A 19,466-nucleotide genomic window follows, 5' to 3' on the forward strand; every position below is an offset into this window, starting at 1 on the left:
CGATAATACGCATTCTCGGAACGTATTGGCAGGGGGTGACGTGACAGGAGGCTTGTGTTCTAGAGGGTTCCGTGAAACGAGCAGCCTCTCTGATCTGTGGATTCTCACGTTCAATTGCCATGCGCGCGCTAACAGGTGACCTGCCGCACAACGGGCGCGGGATAGTCCTGCAGGTCGTACTAGCTCCATGAAACCCCCGCAGCCCATGAAGAAGACGTCCAGGACGCTGAACCAGAAAATGGCAAGATTCGAATGAGAAATCGACTGACAACCACCGTGAGAATTCCCATGGTTACGGGACTGCGAGTGGCAAGCCAAGATGAGAATCGACACTGGTTTCAATCCGATGCACTTCGAGCGTGCTCGATCTTCCGAGTGGATGGCCTACACTCTCGCCGGATTTGCCACGTGACCAAACGTCTCCGTCCACGAGTAATCAGTTCGCCGGGGCGCCGCAGGCGTTACGTGCCGAACTCTCCGAAACCTGACGTGTCGGGGGAGCACTTCTCAGAGCTGCCATGGCTACGTGGGAGAGAACGCCCGGGACTGACCTCTGAGCCTTCTGGCCGTGCTGATTTCACGACATGGCGCCTTCAATTGGGCATGAGAGCTGCAGTTGCGCAGTTCGCCAAAAGGGGCCGTCGACTGAAATGTCCACGCTCGTGGCGCTTCACTGCTGCGACCGGCATCGGCGCCGGCTACAGCGATCCCTCGGATTGAGGCTCTCAAATGCCACACGGCTCAAGCGAGTGAACGAATTCACGACCTGCGAGTGCGCGAATAAAGTACCGATCTGCCATCCACGCGAAGGGGTTATCCACAGGAGACCACCTGCCTACGAGGCGCGAACAGAGTACCAATGCCTCAGGCGTGTACTTTGGTCGCGAATCGGAACTCTGTTCGCGCTGATTCGGTACTTTGCTCGCGGTTTTCGGTACTCTGCTCGCACCTCGGTCCACAACCTCCGTCCCCGATCCCCGAGATTGCACGGATTCACGGTGCTGTGGATAAGTCCCCTAGTAGTTCTCCTGTACGACCACCTGTAATAAACCGGGTTCTTAAGGTGACTACAGAGCGGGCATCTCGCGCCACAGAAACGGTGAAAAGCAGCAGGGATGACGAGCGCGCCCTCCACGAATTTGAGGCCCGTCTCGAACCACAGTGAGCCCTGAGAGCCTCAGAAACACCTCCTCCGGCGACGAAGTAGGTCAGGAACGGATCGTCACTCGGTCGGATGGTCTCTGAAGGCCCTGGTAGCTCCCTGGCGATCGAGATCCCTGCCGCTGGGCTAGGTACTCTGTTCGCGCCGGCCGTCGCAGGTACTTTATTCGCGATCCGCCAAGCTCTTCTCGTCCGTTGGTACTCTGTTCGCGCCTTCGCGGCTACGCCGGAGTATGGCGTCGTCATGAGGCTTTACTGGAGCCATTGATCCGGCTCGGCAACACCGGTACTTTGTTCGCGCGTGGGGCCGTTGTCTCAGCACTGGAGGCCGCGCGAACAGAATCCCCCACCCCATGCCTCCAACGTGAAGCGCGTAGGTACTCTGTTCGCGACCCTGTAGGTACTCTGTTCGCGCTACCTAGATAGCTGATGCCGACGGCCATGTAACCAGATCTAATGGTTAGGAAACTCAGCGGCGCGAACAGAGTACCTACCGCGAACACCGTGAGACGGCTGTGGATGGGTACTTTGTTCGCAGCTCGGATCAGCTTCTGAGGGCCCGCTTGGTGGTTGTCGTGGGAACGGGGGTCGGCCCGGGAAATAGGACAAAGAAGTTCTGGTCGTACTCGTAGCGAAGGGCAGGGAAAACGATCTTGATTTCGATGAGGGCCTTCAAGAATTGGATCTTGAAATCGCGCTCGCGCTTGGTCTGCGATCCGAACTGCACATAGAGGTCAGACCACTTGATTCGGGTCGCTCGGTCGAGGGACCACAGTCGATAGCCGAGCCAGATGTAGATGTCGATGCGCAGGGGCGCCGATCCGAGAACGCGAAGGGCGTCGAGGTCGACAGGAATGGGATGCGCCTTGATCGAATCGTAGAACGGTGTCGACAACCTCACCTTTGACGACCACAGCCCCTCCATGGTCAGGTCCTCTCGTTCACTGAACCAGAGCTGCACCTCGTCGGCGATTTGGAAGTACTTCTGGGCTACTCCGTAACCGGCTCCCGCCTCGCCGAACGCGATGCCCTCCACCGACAGTTGCGAGCCAAACACGCGCTGCATCTGATCGCGAAGGCGGGCACGGTTCTTCCCTCCCGTAGTGACACCAAGCTTTTCCATGAAGGCGTTCATCGACGCACCCAGCTCGAGCTCCGGTGAATTCGTTCGGTACGCCTCAGACGCCATCCACGTCATGATGTGCCGGGGCAGGATTCCGAATGGGTAGGCGTTGATGTCGCGGCCGTCTGGCGTGGACATGGCTGCAGGACGGACACGGAGCGTGATCGGCCCGTTGCGGCGGACCCAGAAGCTCTGATCCCCCGGATCGTTGTAGGGAAGAGTCACTTGCGCCCAGACACGAGCGGAGAAACCCACGTTGTAGTCGACTTTCTCTGCCATCTCTCGGTTGCCGGCGAAGTTCAACCGGTCGACCTTTGATCGGGACATCTGCGGCATAGCCTCAGAACCGACGGCCCCGAAGCCGGCCGGCTCGATAGGAATGTCTTCGTACCGGCTGGCTAGTTCCGTGCTGGGGGTGGTGTCATCGTCGCTCATCGGGGTTCCCCTCCAGGATGTCGTCTCGGTCCGCGCTCCACTCCCCCGCGGTAACCACGGGGCGCCTAGGCACAGTCAGAATGACTCAGTTCGCACCAAACTCCGCGCAATCATGCGGCGTGTTTCATGCTCTTCGCGCCAAAGCTGGTTCGGTGTTACGAATTCGCGAGACCGGATTGATCCCCTCGCGCCAGACCTTTCCGGCCTCCATCGAATCGTTGCCCGTTGTTGTATTCGTCCTCGAGGCGGCGAGTTTCGTTGATAATCAGCTGCATTCCAAGTTCCCTGAGGGACGAGACGCCCTCGAATGCTCGGGCAGCGCCGAACGCGGCTCGGAATGCGTCACGGTCTTCCCGGCGTAGATCGAATGTGAACTTGACCAAGTCGTCCGGTGCTTCCCCTGGAAGGAGTGCAGTGGCGGACCGTCGCTTAGGCGAAGGGGCACCTCGGCGGGCGGCAGGCTCCGACGGGGCGTCGACAGCCAACAGGCCGGGTTGGTCTTCGGGTAGGCCAGGGTCCGCCGTCTGTTGCTCCACGGCTGGCACTGTCGTCGACGCGGTTCTGTTAGATCGGAGCAGGGTGCTTGTGGCGCCGGCTGCGGGAGGCGTCGCGCGCCGCGGCGGCGGCCCGCCTACGCTCCGGTTCACGGTTCCGTCAGACATGGGCCTCCTCCGTCGCCGATTCGGCTTCCTTGGCCATGAGCCGTGCGATCATCTCGCTCGTCACAGCTTGCAGACTGTCCGCTACGGACTGGGCCGATTGGGGTCCTGGTGATTCGATTGACTCGCCCTTCTTGAGGCGCTCGTACCACTTGGGGCTGTTGCGCACCTTGTCGTCCAGCTCATGGACCAGGAGTCCCTTATCTCGTGCGGACGCAGCGGTGGCTTCGGCGTGTCGGACGTAGTTCTCGAAGACGACGTCGCGCGCTACCTCTCCCCCAAGGTCTGCGACGACCTTCGCTGCGAAGTCGGAGCGGACTCGACTCGCGGACACCCCAGAAGCAAAGAGAACGACTCCAAGGAGATCCAGATCCGGATTGAGGTCGATGACCTGGTCAAGCCGCTCGGCGGTGAGCTTTAGGCCTTTGCGTGAAGCATCCTCAGTCTTCGCAGGGATGAGGATATAGCGGGCCGCGGCGACCGCGGCGGACTGGATGATGTCATTGCCGGGCGGGCAGTCAAGGAGGACCACGTCGTACTCCTCCGCAATTCGGTCGAGGACACGCGCCAGGCTCAACCGAGCCTGCTGCAGCGAATCGCCTCCTCTCGTCGACTGGCTGACGAGCGTCGCGGCGGCATTCTCGATGAAACGCCCGCCAACGAGGACGTCGAGGTTGGGTCGAACGTTGCTGGCCGGGTGGGCGAGGTCGTCGGGGTAGGTGAGTGCTTTGGACAACGCCTGGCCGTCGTCGTCGATGGCGGTGCCTGAGTAGCCGAGGTCGAGTCCGAGGTTGCCCTGGTGGTCGAGGTCGACCACCAGCGTGCGCCAGCCGCTCGCGGCGAGGAGTCCCCCGATGTTGGCGGTGAGTGTTGTCTTCCCGACTCCCCCTTTGCCATTGATTACGGCTATGACCCGCTGGAGGTTGATGCGGTCAAAGGGTTCAGCCATGTGTCTCTCCAAGATCGGGTGCCTGTCGTGATCCAAGCTAACCGGGCATCACGGAATGCCTGGGGAACCCGGACAGCGTGCCGTAGATGAGATTATTGCTGGATCATCGCTAACCGGGAATGCCGGGTCGCCTGGCATTACAGCTATGCCTGGTGGTGCCCGGAAACCGGGAAAACCCAGAATACCCGGACAGCGCACAAAAGGCGCTAGCCAGCAACCCGGGCAGACCCGGACAGCGCCGTTCAATAGATCATGCTCCGTTTTGACGATGCTGGGAAGCCCGGCTATCCCGGGACTCCGGGGAAGCCCGGACAGCGTAACTTCGCGCAGAATGGACGAATTCAGCGTCCAGAACCATCTGGGTCATCCCAGGGGGTCGTCGCCTTAGAAGCCAACACAGGGCTCTTGGGGAGGTGGAGTAATTTCCGGACCTGGGAGATGGGCCGAGCGCCTGTCGGGTGCAGCGGACCACCCAAGCGGTTGGATCATCAAGGCATGGCCTGGAAAGTCGCGTACAAACCCTTATCGAAATCACCAGCTGAGGAGATTCTCATCGAGTCGCCGACGCCATGGGAGGCCGTGGAGACAGTGCGGTCGCAAAAAGCCGGTGATCTTGAAGGAAAAGTCATCTTCATCAAAGCGGGGGAGTGACCCAGAAACTGCACCGCAGTGACCACTATTCGCCGGCAAGCTCCCGGGCCCTGTCGCGGGCCGCCAGGTTCTGCTCGTGTGGAAGACGACCAGGTGCTCGATGTTTCGATGGGCAACGGTGCTCGAAGCCAACCGCGAAGAACCGATCGCGCTTAGGGCATGAGTCCACCTCGGCCCGCCGCTTTCCCTTGCCGAGGGCGTTGTAGGCCTTGCCCGGGTCACGCGATGCGCGCACGTGATTGAACACTTGCTCTGGGACCTTGTAGCCGTAGGACCGGACACCGACACGAACGACCACCGTCCCGGACGGCCGGTGAAAGTGACACCGGCGATGAACGAAGACTGGGGGTGCGGTCGAATTTGATGCCGCCCGCCGCGAACCGGGCGCGCCGACGTTCCAAGAGATCACCCGTCGCTTTAAATCCAAGGGATGGACGGCGGGCCTCAAGAACCGTGCTCACAGTTTCTGTGACGTAGGCGGCCTGCTCCGGAGTAAGGCCGTTTCCGGAGACCGACCAAAGGCCCCAACCGTTGTCGGTGACCCTTACCGTTTCCGTCACCTGGCCTCCGGGATAGGTAGCCGACCTGGCAACGTCGAACGTGCCGGGCGTCTCGTATGCGAAACGCTTCATTGCCGACGCGGAGGGCATGCGGAGGGCAACGCCGGCACCCTCGTAGAGGATCCGATGCGTCCGACGATGACCCGAGATTGAACGACCCACTTTGAACTTAGGCGTGTAGTCGTCCGGCATCTGTGGGTATTCGGCACCGTCCGGCTGGTACTCGGCGGCTTGAAATTTCGTGTCCCACCAACGGTCCACGCCTGTTGGCCGTCGGGGTTCGGTCTGATCGGTAGAAGGAGATGCGGAACGGTAGCCCGCATGCAAGCGCGCTTCGCGACGTCTGGCTCTTAACTCGGAACCAGCCATCCCTGCGGGGATCGGACAGGCTGACGAATTACCGCTAGAGACGCATGGGTTACGGCTGTTGCTTTGGAGAAGCGTGGAGTGGTTGCGTTCGTGGTTCCAGTAGTTGGGGAACTCGCTGAGGGTCATGGTGCGTTCGTCTGCACAGATGTACCTCGTAACGTGCAGCGACTCACTCCGAGGACCCTCCTGCTCCTGGATGGCGGGCCTGTTGCTGTCAAGGCCAAGCGTTAGCAACTTGGTGACACCCAATATCTACGCTGCTCCCAAATACTGAAACCGGCTCTCGGGATTGAGGGCGCCCTCAAGGACGAGTTGCCGTGCGCTCTTGTGGTCTGCGCGGGCATCGACTCGACGCGGATACCGCGGCCAGATTCTTTCCCCTGGTAGGTCTGTGAAGAGTGGTCGGCTGGTGACGTGTGGGCGTCGGGGTCTGGCCATGGGGGAGGAGTTCATGGTTTCGAGTTCGGCTTGCCACCATGCCCACGTTTGCCGTTCTGCCTCGTATCGTTCGGCTCGAGCTTGCAGGTAACCGGAAACCCCGGTGGATCGAGCTGCGTGGTCGCGGAGGTCCCGTTTGCTTCGCGCCCACCCTTTTCCATTTCGGATGATCAATCGGTGGTGGCGGAGGCGGCTCAGGATGGTCGCTGCGTAGCGCGGAGTTACACCTAAGAGCCCTGCCGCGGAGTCAACGGTCACAGAGACTTTCTCGCCGAGACGCGCAAAGAGGGCGCCGGCCCGGTGCCCGAGGCCGGCGCGCGTAAAGAGATCGTGACGAGACTCGAGGAGGCTTCGCTCGAGCCGACTGACGAGTTCGGCTCGTTTGTCGAACAGTCCGGCAGGGGGGCGGGGGTTATTAAGTAGTTGTGACCGGACAGTGACTGAACCTGTGGAAAGAGCCGGGGTCAGCTGCCATTCGGCAGCGTTGCCCTGGCCGGCTGCGCTGATCCGTTGAATGAAACGGTCGCGCTCGAGCGAGTGCAATGCCGTGGCTGCTGTAGTTCGTCCGAGGCCCGTCGCGAGGGCAAGATCACGGATGGATGCGGCGACGACCTGTTTTCCGGTTTGGAGGGTGAGGAAGGCGAGGGCTTGGAGGATGCTCTGGCGAGATTGGCCGGCTTCAGAGCTCCACCGTCCAGGGGTGACCTGCAGCCGGTGCAAGAGGTCATTCACGCTGTCGACGACGCTGATCAGCTCGGTGTAGTCCTGCGGTTCGCGTACCTGGGGGAGTGAGCGGTACAGGGCCGCGTACTGGTGGGCCTTCTCCCATTGCCGTTCGAGGCGTGCCTGGCCCTCATGCAGGTCGCGTTTCCGGCGGGAGCCGCGGCCGGTGTTCTTGGTGCGGTAGTGCTCCATCCCGGGAGCTGTCCGGGCGGCGTGCTGGACGTCGCGGAGGGACCATCCGGCGACGGCGGCGGAGAGCAGGCACATGAACCCGGTCCAGCTAGGGTTGCTGCCGCCCTCGATCGTGCTCATGTGCGCCTCGCCGGCGCGACTCAACCGTCGGTGCGGGCGGTGGCGTTCATCGGTCGGGCCGGACGGTGCGCTGTCATGCGGGCGAAGCGCAGGCCGAGTTGCCTCCAGGGCCTCCGTCACCTCCACCAGGCCGGCAACGGATGCGTCACGCGCGGTAAGGGTCTCGGCGATACCTCGGAGAAGGAGCGAGGTGGACCCGTCTCGATGCGGCGACAGTGGCGGGCGGGCTGCTCCTTCAGTGGGGTTACAGAGCATCCCGTGGTCGAGGGTCTGGAAGCGGGCTCGCGCCGCTCGCGCGAGGGCAGCGACCAGGGGTGCGGGGGCGCCGTCTTGTGGGGCGATCCAGATGTGCCGACCGCCCGTGCCGGACGACTGACAGACGACGTGGCTCACACCATGCTCCGTGAGCAGGGCAGAGAGCTCGTCGCAGTCATCGACGGCTCGTTCCATGAGCTCGCATGAGACCGCGCCAGCTTCTTTGCCATCGAAGTCGAAACAGAGCAGCCGGTAAATTCCGGATTCGTCCGCCAACCGGATCGCCCACGGCGTGGATGGGGGAGTGGGCCCTACCTGGTGGAAGAGCGGGTAGGAGTTCTCGTCAAGGCGCCCGTAGGCGTCTCGCTTCATGACCCGTACCCGGTCGCGGGGCGAGAGGAGGCGCGTCAGTTCCCAAGCGGCAGCAAGGGTCGGCGACTCGCCGACGATCGCGTTATCGCGGGGTGATGGCGCTTTTGCGCGCGGAAGAGTTACGATGGGCTCATCTCCTCAGGTGGATGCCTGGAGGGTAGGCAAAAGGCCCGGCTGATAACCGGTCCCGGAACTGGATTAGCTCGAACCTCGGTGCCTGCCAGCGATGAGGGTTCTGAGCTACGACTCTTGAAGGGCCCGACGCGAAAGCGTCGGGCCCTCACTCGTTAGGCGACGTCTGCGATCGGCAGCTCCATGTCCTGAGGGCGGGGACGCGCGACAGTGGGCAATGCTCCGTTGTCGCGGATGAGTTGGGAGACGAGGGCCTCGAGGTAGTAGGCGATCGAGACGCCACTTTCGGCTGCCGCCGCTTGGACTTCAGCTCGAGTCTCGGGGGAGACGCGCCCTTGGAGAAGCACCGTGGCGGCGCCCTCGGGGCGACGCTGTCGCGTCCTAGTTCCACTCATAAGATCAACCTGGCTTAACGTATGCATTCCGGAGGGTTCTGCTGCGGCGTGTCGTCCGCAATCGAGCAAATTGGGCAACGAAGGCGGCGCAGAAGGCTCGATCGTGTTTTCTACGAATGCATCCACTCCGTCGGTGTTTGCACATTAGCAACAGTTTGGCGATCCTGCTACGGCAGGGCAAATTGACGATGACCTGCTAGCGTTTTGGTGTGGATCAGATGAGCGAGACGCCCACGCAGGCGCTCCACGAAGCGCTGGCGGCCGAGTTACGTGCGGCTCAGGCGATTGCCAACGTCAACGTCCGCACCTGGGCTCAAGAGGCTGCGATCACGCATGACTCCATCTACCGCGTACTGCGCGGCGTCCGCCCTGTCTCGGTCGTGGAACTGGTGATGCTGTGCCGGGCTCTGGAGGAGGATCCGCTGGAACTTATTTCCCGTGCGGCGCAGCGTGCCGGCCAGCCCCTGGGGGGTTCTCGAAAGAATGAGATGACTCGGGTGAACCGTGCCCGGCTTGCGCTGGAAGCGGCTGGTCTCTATGAAGACCTCGATGCGGCTTTCCTCGCGGCAAGAGCTGCTGCGTCGAAGGACGGCTACCTGCTATCCGTGGGGGAGTGGGACGCTTTCCTCGCGGGCACGTCGACCGCGGCTACGACGTCGGCGCTGGGAATATTCCTCGAGGTGCCGGGGGAGTACCTGACCGGCCGCGAGGATGCAGCGTCATCCCAGATCGAAACGCAACTGCGGTTCGCGCGAAGCATGCACGACGTCGGCGTGACACGGTTGGCGGCCCGATCGCTGGAGGAGCTGCAGCCCGAAGAGATCCAGGCCGTCGAGGCAGCCATTCGTGAGTTCATCGACGAGGAGGAAGGCCCCGAGAAGTAGTGCGCAGTTTGACGCTCTCTCGTGACCAGAAATCCATGGCAAAGACATCTCGGCGTGACCGTTCTCCCCTCGTCGGCGAAAGCCCTGTCGATGCGCTCGTGCGCAGGCTTGCACTGCCACCGTCGGCAGACTTTGGCGACCTGAGCCACGCCGTCGAGACCCTCTATGGGCGCAAGCTTCGATTCAAGGAAATCCGCGGGGCGGCCCTTCATTCCACGACCGGCATTGTCTTCGACGCACCCACATTCACCGGCGTCATGGTCGCGGCAGAAGACAGCAAGTACTACAGCCTCCTGAGCCGAATCCATGAGCTCAGTCACCTCATCATCCGAAGTGCGCCCGATGACTGGTTCTCGGCCGAGCTACCACGGCCGAAACAACCACAGCAGCAATCTCGGCTGTTTCTGCGCCTGTGCCCGCGGAACAGCAACGAGACGACCGACGAGGACGCCGTCAGAGAAGAAGCTCTCGTCGAGGAACTAGCCCGCGCTCTCGTGCGGCGCCTGCGCGCTTTCGAAAGTTCCTCCGAAGAGGACCATTTCGCATGATTCACACCATCTGCCTGATTGCTTTCGTTCTCGTCGTCGCCGTTCGAGCGCACTCCTCCTGGCGAAAGCCAGCCTGGTGGGCGACCGCTTTCGGCGCCGTCTCGATAGCGACCTACGGAGTCTTCTTAGCTACTCCCGCGGTGATGGACGGCTTTTTAGGCAGCCGGAATCTGCTTACCTTGGTTCGAGATTCCTCGGCTGTCGCGGCGATGTGGTTCTTCCATAACGCCGTCGCCGCTCAACAACACCGCCCGGATCGAAAGCTGCCCCTGTGGGCCCTGCTGCTCGCCTGGGCCGCTTTCGCCGTACCGTTCTTGCTCATTCCGCACCCTGGTCTCACGTCAGCGGACTTTGTTCTCGACCGGCTGCGTTATCTTCCGACCTGGCTGTTCTCGACCATCTACATCTCGATCATGGGCGTCTTGGCCGCCTCTGTTCTCGCCCTCCTAGGGTTCGAGAGGTCGATCATGACCAGGCTCTACAAGCTCGGCATTTTCCTGATGCTCGTTGGCAGTGGCTTGGAGGCTGCGTACTTGTTCGTGGCGCATTTCGTGCCCGGTACCGGGAGCTTCGCCCGCGATTTCTACAACGTCGCGGAAGGGCCGTTCTTCGGCGGGATCCTCATCGGCGTCCTCGGAATTGCATGGGTACTCAGTGTCCGGACCTTCTGGAAGTACCTCGCCCGGTGGACCCTTCGACTTGACGCCCGCGCGCACGACGCCGACTACCGAGAGCGGACTCTTCTCATGGCCCGGGTGAACGGTTGGTCAAACCGGCAGCTGGCGATGGACTCGGCCGTGAACATCAGGGACCGCCTCAAGGTCGGCGCCCAAAGGCTGTCCAAAACGGACGACCTCGTTTTCACCGGTATCGAACGGATGCTGTCCTCACAACTCCAAGAAGCCAACCGTTGATCCGCTTGCTCGCTGTCGTCACGATCGTTCTGGCGGCGGTCTACGCCGCGCTCATCCGAACGCTGGCCAATGCTGTGATCTACCCACGGCGTGCCCGCCCCACGAAGATCCTTGGCACCCTCGAACCGTCCGAGGTAGTCCTCTCGTCTACGCCTCTGACCCGCTTTAAGGGCACCATTGGGCTCCTGTACGACGACGAGACAAAGCTCGCCGTCATGAAGCCGGGGGCCCGCCTTCACGAAGGTGGCGCCGGGGTTGTCCGCACCCTCGACACTCCGACAGTCCTTCACGGGAACACGCTCGCTCGCGCCACAGGCAACATTTTCGAACCCACTGACGTCACCGAGCATCCTCCGGAATCGGTCGACATCAACACCGACTCGGCAGTACAACCGGCCTGGCTATACACCGGCACAGGCGATCAGGCTTCCACCTGGGTCATCCACGTTCATGGGATGCTCGCCGGCCGCGACTCGGCCCTCCGAAGCGCCCATGCCCTGAGAAACTCCGGATGGACCTCCCTCGTGATCTCCTACCGCGGCGACGGGGAAGCGCAGGGGGAACGTCGGCAGGCATCCACCCTCGGACAGGCCGAGTGGCAGGACCTCGATGCTGCCGTCACCTTTGCCCGCGCCCACGGAGCCAAGACAGTCTTCCTCGTCGGCTGGTCATTGGGTGCGACGCTTGCCCTCTATGAGTCCGAGAAAGGGGCCAACCGGAATTTCATCAACGGCCTCGTTCTTGTTTCACCGGTGATCAATTGGGCGAGGAGCATCCGCTTCGGCATGACTCAGAACCGCATCCCCGCATGGCTTGCCACGTCCACTCTTGCCGCCCTCTCCTTCACCGTCACCAGCCGCCTCCTCGGCCTCAAGCGACCCCTACTCCTCCCTCCGGAGCTTCCCCGCGTGAGTGTCCCGACGCTCATCATTCATTCCAACGGCGACCGCACCGCACCATTCGACGTGTCCGCCGCCTTCGCGGACTCGTCAGATCTCGTGACTCTCGAGACGTTCCCGCCGAGTCCCCACGCCATGGAATGGAACGCGGATCCTGATCGATTCGCGACCACAATCTACGAGTGGCTCTCGCCGCTCGTAGAAGGACCAAGCGCAAACTAGCTGTCGCTTGCTTACCTAGGTGTGACGATTCTGCATCTTCGTGGCATATCTGCAACACTGGTCGGATGGTTGTGTTAGCGGTGCTGTGTGACGCATTTGCCGTCCCGCGAGGGTCCCGGGCAAGCGCTGGCTCGGACGTCTCGAGGGTCCTCTTGCGGCACCTGGGGCTCAACGCCATGTTCTCGTGCCGGGCTGCCGCCCGCGCCCGCCTCGTGGTGACCTCTGAGCACGGCGGCACGTGGTCCATGGCGGTTCCGGGAGTTGAGCCAGCCATATCTGCCGGGGTGCGAGGAGCAAGTCGGTCACGCCCCCTTGCTCGCAAGTCGCACGCCACACATCAATGAGGGAGAACAAAGTGACGGACAAGATCAGTGACGTATTCGGCGCAGCGGCTCGCGCCGAGGACTACCTCGAGGAAGACACGACGTCCGTCGCGCCTCATCTGGTGCCGCGCACCAGGAACGAGACCCCAGCGGAGGTCTTGCCGGCACTTCCGCCCATGCCAAAGAGTCCCGTACGGCCCGAGGGCGCACCAGTTCAGCCCGAGCCTGTCCTAGCTGCGGTTCCGCCGGCTCCGAAGACACCCGCAGAGGCTCCTGTGGAGCGTTCGCGTGACAAGAGTCTTTCCGTGCTTTTCGGGGGAGCGGCGTCCGGCATGACGCCGACATCGACTGCCCCCACGAAGTCGACCAAGGGTCTGCGAGGCCTCCTGCGGCTCGCCCCAAGCCCGGCCGAGCTGGCCGAGCACGAGCACCGGGCCCGCGGCCTAGCCAACGAGACGATCATTCGTCAGGCCACGTGGACGCGTCACGTCCGCATTCTCCTGGCCAACAAGAAGGGTGGCACGGGCAAGACGCCGCTGTCGATCCTTCTCGGCGGGGTCATCGCCGCGATCAAGGGCGGCTCGGTCGCGATCTGGGAAGTCTCCGACGACCCCGGAGCCCTGAACTTCCGCGCGGAGGGCAACCCGACTCTGGGTCTGGGGGAGTTGGTGCGCGACGTCGACACAATTACAAGTGCCGGACAGCTCGCCGGCTATGGCGTCCCGCAAACCTCGTTCGCGACCGTCTTCGGCACGGTCGGCCCCCGTGCAGCCCTCGCGGGTGAGGACGTCGTGAAGGTCTCCGACAAGATCGGAGAGTTCTACGGCATCGAAGTCATGGACTCCGGCAACGTCCCAACGTCGCCCGCTTTCCAGGGCGCCGTGTCGGTCGCTGACATCTTGGTCATCCCCGTCATGAACTCCGGCGACTCGGTGCTGCAAGCGATCGAGGTCCTCGAAGAGCTCCGAAACGGGAACGACCACGCGAAAGCCCTCGCCGCCAACGCGATTGCTGTCCGTCTGAAAGACGGCCGCCCGGAGAGCCCCGCCGTGGCCGAAGAGGTCGCGCGTCTCCTTCACGACGCCGGAGTGACACAGCTCCACGACGTCCCTTACGACGCGCATATCGCCGAGCGCGGCCAGCTCACCGTGGGCAAGCTCACGCCGGCCACGCGGGACGCTCTGGCTGCTGCGGCCGCGGGTGTCGTCCGTTCCCTGCAAACCATCGTCTCCACCAAGCGCTGAAAGGCGACCACTCATGCTTGATCTGCTCGCAACAACCGCCCTCCACACCCACCAGCTCGTCGCCGCGGTGGACAACCCTCTGGACGGTCTCGTGCCGGACTTTTCGTTCGGCGGGGCCAAGTTCACTCAGCTTTGGCAGAAGGCCATCACGGCGATCTGGGGTATCGGCATCCTCATTTCGATCATCTACCTGGTGATCGGAATCGTAGGCATGGCAGGCGCTTCGGGCGAGGTGAACCCGAACCCTCAGGCGCACGCCGTGGGCCGGAAGAAGGCCCTCTGGGCCGGTGTCTCGCTCGGGGTCCTCGCAGCTCTCGCGCTCGTCGTCGGCGCGATCCTCACGTTCGCCAGCTAACCCACCGAACACCGACCTTCTCATGGGAGAAGCACCATGCGCATGTACTCAGCATCCGGCCGTTCCCGGTGGCCCATCGTCATCGGGGCCGCCGTGGTCGTCGTCGCCGTAGGCGGCGTGGTCGTGTACGCGAACACCCGCGGCGACACGACACCGACCGCCACTCGTACGACCAGCTCGGCGTCAACGGCCCCGACGTCGATTCCGACAGGCGGGACCTCCGGGGGCGGTGACAACGAGGGCGATGCGGCCCCGACAGGCTGTCTTGGCGGGCAGGACCGGACGGCGGCAATGGTGCTTGCGGCGCAGAAGAGCGCCGGCCACAGCAGCTACGGGGCGGTCGAGGTTGCCACCTCGTTCTACCGGTGGCTCTGGCAGTACCCGTACCCGAGCGCCGCCGAGGCTCAGACCGTCAGTGACGCCATTGTTTCCCCCGACGCGTCGGAGGCGCTGAAAAACATTGAGGCGCAGTACCAAGCAGCCGGCAACAACCCCACCCAAGGAGTCGTCCCTCCTGACGGGAAGTTCTTTATGTCGACCACCAATGGCGTCTGGAGCGTATTGGAGGGCGGCACGCCTAATCGAGTGACCGTGCAGCTCGCTGCCGGGTATGTCATCGACGGTGCTCTGAGCCCCACGAAGACGGGCGTCAGCGGGTACGTGATGGTCTGGCAAAACGGGGCGTGGCGAATCTCCACAGGTACGCCCGTGGATCAGACCAAGCTCGCAAATGCCGGTACCCGATTCACAGGAGGGTGCTGATGTCTGCGATCGAGAACGGCGTGTGTGCGGTCAGCTTCATCGGCTGCGCTGCGGTGAAGGGCGGCGAGGCGATCGGAAAGACTGCAACCGGCGTCGCGAACGGGGTCGGTGACGCCGTGAACACGGCTCAGGGAATCGCGGATTTCTGGTCGGACCCTGCGGGGAACACCTTCAACATGTTGCAGGCCGGGGCGAAGAGTCTCTCCGACACGGTGATGCCAGCCATCACGAAAGCGACCCTGCCGGACCTCACCGCCACCTGGTTCATCAACGCCTACAAGGTGTCGTTCGCCCTGGCGATCTTCGTGATGGTGGCGCTCATCATTCCTCAGGTCGTGCGAACGGCCCGGGGCCAGCAGTCCGGCCGCGACTTGGGCGAATCTCTCGGGCTCTACGCGCCGCTGTTCCTCATCGGTGCCGTGTTCGGACCGCTGCTCGGATCGTTCCTGGTGAAGTTCTTCGGGGCACTGTCGGACTCCCTCATTTCGTGGGGGATCAACTCGTCGTCGCAGACGATCGTGGACAAGTTCTCGAAGATGCTCGACGCGAAAGACAACGGCGCGGGTTTGGCCGGGGGAGCGATCGTCGGGGCGCTGCTGATGTTCTTCATGATCATCGGCCTCCTGATCGTGGTCCTGATCCTGATCGTGCAGCTGATTACCCTCTACTTCTCGGGCATCCTCTTCCCGCTCGGGTTCGTGTGGATCATCGACAAGTCCAAGCGGAAGTTCGGCTCGAAGATTGCCTACCTGTGGTTCGGGATATTGGCGTCTCATCCGCTGCTGTTTTTCATGCTCGCGATCGCGTACAGCATGGTCTCGTCCAGCGTCGACGTCTTCTCCAAGACCCCAACCCTGGAACGGACCGTCACCCTCGTGGTGTCGATCCTGTCGCTGATCCTCGCCGGCCTCTCGCCGGTCATCCTGACGAAGTTCGCCCCGGTCATCCCCATGGGTGGCGGCGGCGGTGCTCCGGCTGGTCCTCAGATTGGGTCGAACTCCATGCAGGAGGCGGACGTGAAGCTGGGCGACTCTGGTTCCAGCGGGGGAGGCGGCGGCGGTTCCACGAACATGCCGACGTCGAAGACGTCCGCTCCCAGTACGGCGTCTGAGGACGGCGGATCGACCGCCGACACGGCGTCGGCAGGTAGCAAGGCTGCATCAGCGTCTAACGGCGCTGAGACGGCCGCTGAGGGCGCGAAGGTCGGGGCGGGCGCGAGTGGCGGTGCTGCGGCGGCAGAGGGCGGTGCCATGGCCGCGGGGGCGGCCGAGAGCGCCACGGGCGGCGGTGCGGCGGTCGGCATTCCGACGATGCTCGCCGCGGGCGCGAAGAAGGGCATGGACGTGTCGTCCCGGCTTGCCGAATCGGTGGGCTCGGCGGCTGCGGAGCCGGTCGAGGACCACGAGGAGCAGTACGGAAAGGACCACACCCATGAGTGACACCGAGACCAAGGAACCTCCGTACGTCCGATACCTCGGCGGGGAGTCGGGTCACCGGTCGTTCTTCGGTGGCACCGCATCACGGCCGCGGATCATTGCCCTGACGGTCTTCATCGGCGGCGGCATGATCGGCGTCGCCTTCGGCGGCGGCCTGCCTGTGCTGTTCATCGCGGCAGCGGGAGTGGGCGTGACGATGCTCGTTACGGCGACGACGCACCGCGGGACGATCTTGCAGCGTCGCACGAAACGGGCCAGGTGGCGGTCGAGGCAGCGCCTCGGGACCGACACGTTCGTGCCGTTCGATGACGCGGAGTGGGACCGCCTGCAGAAGCAGGCGGCCACCGCCACGAAGAAGGACCAGTCAGAGACGGCCAAGCTCATCGGTCAGATGCGGGCGAACCCGGACGGGTCGGACGGCATGGGCTGGTTGCAGTACAGCTCCAACCAGCCCGGCATCGCCTGGCACGCCCCTGTCGGTCAACGGCCCTATCTCTCGGTCGCGTTCGCGGTGTCAGGTCAGATTCGCGGGATGGAAACGGCCGGGGCTCTCACCCGGGCCGCGGCCGGCTGGGGCCGATTCCTGGCACGGCGGGCGTCGCCTGCGTCGCTGATCAGCGACGTGCAGACCCTCACCCGCGTTCTCCCACCCGATACCGCGATGCAGGACCGGTGGGTGCTGGAACGCATGGAGTCCGCACCTGTCCTCGGTGAGAACCCGAGCGATGAGGAGCGTGCACTGCACCAGGTCCACCTGGCCTCCTATGAGGCGCAGAAGCGGTCCTACAGCGAGGTCATTCAGCTCACAAGTGAAGACGCCATGGTGCAGCGGCACTACGTCATCGTCTCGTGGCCGCTGACGCAGAAGTTCACCGACGCGGCGGCGAAGTTCGGTGCCGGCCGGGACGCCTGGCGTGCCCTCATGGCCGACCAGATCGCGGCGACGGTTCGCGGTCTGGTCGACGCCCGGATGGGCACAGTCCGACCCTTGACCGCGAAGCAGACGGTGGCGGTGATCCGTCATCAGCAGAACCCGAACATGCCGATCGACCTCGCCGGCCCCGTGAATCCCCTTCGCGACGTCGGGTTGGCGTCGCACGACGAGTTCTCGGCGCACATCGTGGACTCGTACGACCCGACGATCCTCCGCCGCGGCGACCCGATCAACAACGCTCCTGGCGTCACGTGGTGGCACCGCACCGCGGCGATCCACGGCGAGAACCTCGCGGTCGCCGGACGTTCCCCGCTGTGGTGCCTTGACCTTCTCGTGGGGCGGGAGCTGACGTTCGTCCGCTCGGTCTCGTTCCACATGCACCTCATCCCAGCCGGGCAGGCGAAAGCCGCCGCCCGAGCCGACGTCGTGCGCGACATGGCCGGCGTCGTGGCCGACCGGCAGAAGGGCCGCCTCGTCTCCGACGACTCCACCACCCGCATGTCCGCCGCCCAGCGCCGCGCGAAGGACCTCGAAGCGGGCTCCCACCACCACGGCGCGTCCTGGGTCGGGTACATCACCATTTCGGCGCCCACGCGAGAAGACCTCGCGCAAGCGTCGCGTCAGCTCGAAGAGTCCTGCGCGACGGGGCTTGGGATCGACTTTCTCGACTGGCAAGACTCCTTCCAGGCCGCCGCCTCCGGCACGACCTGGCCTATCGGTCGAGGGCTGCGCCCCGACACCCCGTCTTTGGCCACCCGCGCGATTGGTCGCCTCGCCGGCCGTAGCGAGAAGGAAGCACTTTCATGAGCAAGCACAGCCCCGTTATCCCCGCCGAGCAGGACGACACTCCTGAATCGACGGCGGCCGAGAGCACGCGCCGCGGTGCCCGCACCATAGTGGAGCCCAAGCGCCGCCCTCGGCTGGCGAGCGTGCCGCTGCTGAAGATTTTCGTGTCGCCGGACGCTCTGGGCCCGGCGATCACGGGCGAGGAAGACCTTCCCCTCACGGCCGCGCCCGTGACGGCTCGCCCGCGGGCCGTCGACGCTTCACCGTTCGAGCTGCCTGGGGCGCGCCTGCGTTCCTCGGCCGGGTCCGCGTCACGCGGCTGGTACGCCCCCACGATTTCGGGTGCCCCGACCACCACACGTCAGGCCGAGATTCTGAACACCGGGATCATCGGCGCCCCGACGTCGTTCCGCGGGGTGGTCAACGGCCGAGACAACCTCTCCTCGACGTCGATCAGCCATGACGCCCCGACCGCCTACAACATGCAGCCGCGGGAGCTGACGAGCCCCAACGTCCTGATTCTCGGCACGGTCGGTGCGGGAAAGTCGTCCTTCACGAAGACGGTCATGGTGATTCGGCCGCTGCTTTTGAACAGGCACCGTGCGGTGGTGTTCGACAAGAAGGACCAGGGCGGCGTCGGTGAGTACACCGGCGTCGTCCACCGCATGGGCGGAACGCATCTGCTTTTCAACCCGGACGGGTCAGGCACCCGCCTGAACCTTCTCGACCCGGAGATTGTCCGCGGGACCGGGCTCCGCGGGCAGGGGGCCCTCGTGAACGCGGTGGCGCGCATCGTCCGGGATGACACCCCGTCGAGCGTCTGGGAGCGGAAGGCAACCAGGTACGCGCTGCAACTGGCGTTTGCGTCGTTCGAAGACGGCCGTGTACCGACGCCGTCTGACCTGCTGCCGTTTCTCGGCCGTGTGCCGACTGATAAGGAGCTGTCGAAGAAGGCGGCCGACCGGTTCCACCAGGCCGGGCTGACGATCCAGTACGCGCTGGATGACCTTCTCGAGGACTTCGCTGGCACGTTCGACGGGGAGACCTCGAAAAACGTCGACCTGAGTCAGAAGCTGACAACGTTCGACGTCTCCCAGCTCCCCGACGACGGCCCGGCCGTTCCGACCGTGATGGCGATCGGCAACATGTGGCTGATGGGCCGCCTCCGGCAGGAGCGCGGTTTCATCACCAACGTGGTCTACGAGGAGGGCTGGCACATGATCGGCGGCCCCTCGTCCCGCCTCGTGAAGTCCAACCAGAAACTCTCCCGGTCGCTTGGTATCTCGAACGTGTTCGTGATGCACAAAGGCACCGATATCCCCCCGGACTCGCCCGGTTACACGGTGGTGCAGGAGGCGCAGACGATCTACGCCTACCGGCAGGACCGAGACGAAGACGCCCGCTGGGTCACCCAAACGTTCAACTTCGCCCCCGACACCCAAGAGGTCCTAATGAACCTCCGCCCCGGGAACTGCATCTTCAAATTCGGCTCCAACCCCGAAACGCACATGCAGCACATTCGCTCCCCGTGGGAAGCAGAAGTGACCGACACAGACGAGGCCATGGAAGCCGGCGCCGCACGCGCCTAACGGTCAGGGGATCAGGCCCAAGGAAGGAGGCACTGG

At 63.7% G+C, this 19,466-nt stretch carries 16 protein-coding genes; 12 read left to right on the forward strand and 4 right to left on the reverse strand.

All coding sequences use genetic code 11. The features are described from left to right. Positions 1 to 1,705: 1,705 nt before the first annotated feature. The gene (locus tag ABEA39_RS14675; protein WP_345376681.1) at positions 1,706 to 2,719 is read right to left on the reverse strand and encodes a replication protein RepA; all 1,014 of its coding nucleotides are present in this window, start codon (positions 2,717 to 2,719) and stop codon (positions 1,706 to 1,708) included. A gap of 80 nt (positions 2,720 to 2,799) precedes the next feature. On the opposite strand from ABEA39_RS14675, the gene ABEA39_RS14680 reads away from it, so the two are divergent. Continuing rightward, the gene (locus tag ABEA39_RS14680; protein WP_345376682.1) at positions 2,800 to 3,081 is read left to right on the forward strand and encodes a hypothetical protein; all 282 of its coding nucleotides are present in this window, start codon (positions 2,800 to 2,802) and stop codon (positions 3,079 to 3,081) included. Between the two features lie 292 nt (positions 3,082 to 3,373). Here ABEA39_RS14680 and ABEA39_RS14685 read toward each other — a convergent pair whose 3' ends face one another. Next, positions 3,374 to 4,327 (reverse strand): ParA family protein, encoded by a 954-nt coding sequence (locus ABEA39_RS14685; RefSeq protein WP_345376683.1) that lies wholly within the window; start codon positions 4,325 to 4,327, stop codon positions 3,374 to 3,376. Between the two features lie 495 nt (positions 4,328 to 4,822). Here ABEA39_RS14685 and ABEA39_RS14690 point away from each other — a divergent pair, with 495 nt between their 5' ends. Further along, complete coding sequence (locus ABEA39_RS14690) at positions 4,823 to 4,978, forward strand: hypothetical protein (protein ID WP_345376684.1); 156 nt, start codon at positions 4,823 to 4,825, stop codon at positions 4,976 to 4,978. 1,181 nt (positions 4,979 to 6,159) lie between these two features. On the opposite strand, the gene ABEA39_RS14695 is transcribed toward ABEA39_RS14690, so the two are convergent. Both ABEA39_RS14695 and ABEA39_RS14700 read right to left on the reverse strand, forming a co-directional pair. Next, on the reverse strand, positions 6,160 to 7,380 hold the full coding sequence (locus ABEA39_RS14695) for a hypothetical protein (protein ID WP_345376685.1): 1,221 nt from the start codon (positions 7,378 to 7,380) through the stop codon (positions 6,160 to 6,162). Positions 7,381 to 8,294: 914 nt separating this feature from the next. Continuing rightward, the gene (locus ABEA39_RS14700) at positions 8,295 to 8,534 is read right to left on the reverse strand and encodes a hypothetical protein (protein ID WP_148061261.1); all 240 of its coding nucleotides are present in this window, start codon (positions 8,532 to 8,534) and stop codon (positions 8,295 to 8,297) included. Between the two features lie 218 nt (positions 8,535 to 8,752). On the opposite strand from ABEA39_RS14700, the gene ABEA39_RS14705 reads away from it, so the two are divergent. The 10 genes from ABEA39_RS14705 (at position 8,753) to ABEA39_RS14750 (ending at position 19,430) form a co-directional block, all read left to right on the forward strand. Next, entirely contained in the window at positions 8,753 to 9,418 is a 666-nt protein-coding gene (locus ABEA39_RS14705) for an XRE family transcriptional regulator (protein ID WP_345376776.1), read from the forward strand. Positions 9,419 to 9,453: 35 nt separating this feature from the next. Next, positions 9,454 to 9,966 carry a hypothetical protein gene (locus tag ABEA39_RS14710; RefSeq protein ID WP_345376686.1) on the forward strand — a complete coding sequence of 171 codons (513 nt, stop codon included), beginning with the start codon at positions 9,454 to 9,456 and terminating at the stop codon, positions 9,964 to 9,966. Beyond that, on the forward strand, positions 9,963 to 10,880 hold the full coding sequence (locus tag ABEA39_RS14715) for a hypothetical protein (protein WP_345376687.1): 918 nt from the start codon (positions 9,963 to 9,965) through the stop codon (positions 10,878 to 10,880). The genes ABEA39_RS14710 and ABEA39_RS14715 overlap by 4 nt, the downstream gene beginning before the upstream one ends. Beyond that, a complete protein-coding gene (locus ABEA39_RS14720) occupies positions 10,877 to 12,001 on the forward strand; it encodes an alpha/beta hydrolase (protein WP_345376688.1) in 1,125 nt (374 codons plus the stop codon). The genes ABEA39_RS14715 and ABEA39_RS14720 overlap by 4 nt, the downstream gene beginning before the upstream one ends. Before the next feature lie 655 nt (positions 12,002 to 12,656). Beyond that, the gene (locus ABEA39_RS14725; RefSeq protein WP_345376689.1) at positions 12,657 to 13,568 is read left to right on the forward strand and encodes a hypothetical protein; all 912 of its coding nucleotides are present in this window, start codon (positions 12,657 to 12,659) and stop codon (positions 13,566 to 13,568) included. 13 nt (positions 13,569 to 13,581) lie between these two features. Continuing rightward, positions 13,582 to 13,923 (forward strand): hypothetical protein, encoded by a 342-nt coding sequence (locus tag ABEA39_RS14730; RefSeq protein WP_345376690.1) that lies wholly within the window; start codon positions 13,582 to 13,584, stop codon positions 13,921 to 13,923. A 42-nt stretch (positions 13,924 to 13,965) separates the two neighbouring features. Further along, positions 13,966 to 14,685: a hypothetical protein gene (locus tag ABEA39_RS14735; protein ID WP_345376691.1), complete on the forward strand. Its 720-nt coding sequence runs from the start codon at positions 13,966 to 13,968 to the stop codon at positions 14,683 to 14,685. Further along, positions 14,607 to 16,124, forward strand: a complete 1,518-nt coding sequence (locus tag ABEA39_RS14740; RefSeq protein ID WP_345376692.1) for a hypothetical protein — start codon at positions 14,607 to 14,609, stop codon at positions 16,122 to 16,124. Before ABEA39_RS14735 ends, ABEA39_RS14740 begins: the two co-directional genes overlap by 79 nt. Beyond that, positions 16,117 to 17,862: a hypothetical protein gene (locus ABEA39_RS14745; protein WP_345376693.1), complete on the forward strand. Its 1,746-nt coding sequence runs from the start codon at positions 16,117 to 16,119 to the stop codon at positions 17,860 to 17,862. Before ABEA39_RS14740 ends, ABEA39_RS14745 begins: the two co-directional genes overlap by 8 nt. Next, the gene (locus tag ABEA39_RS14750) at positions 17,859 to 19,430 is read left to right on the forward strand and encodes an ATP/GTP-binding protein (RefSeq protein ID WP_345376694.1); all 1,572 of its coding nucleotides are present in this window, start codon (positions 17,859 to 17,861) and stop codon (positions 19,428 to 19,430) included. The genes ABEA39_RS14745 and ABEA39_RS14750 overlap by 4 nt, the downstream gene beginning before the upstream one ends. Positions 19,431 to 19,466: the final 36 nt, after the last annotated feature.

Origin of the sequence: Frondihabitans cladoniiphilus (assembly GCF_039544345.1) — a bacterium.
GTDB lineage: Bacteria > Actinomycetota > Actinomycetes > Actinomycetales > Microbacteriaceae > Frondihabitans > Frondihabitans cladoniiphilus.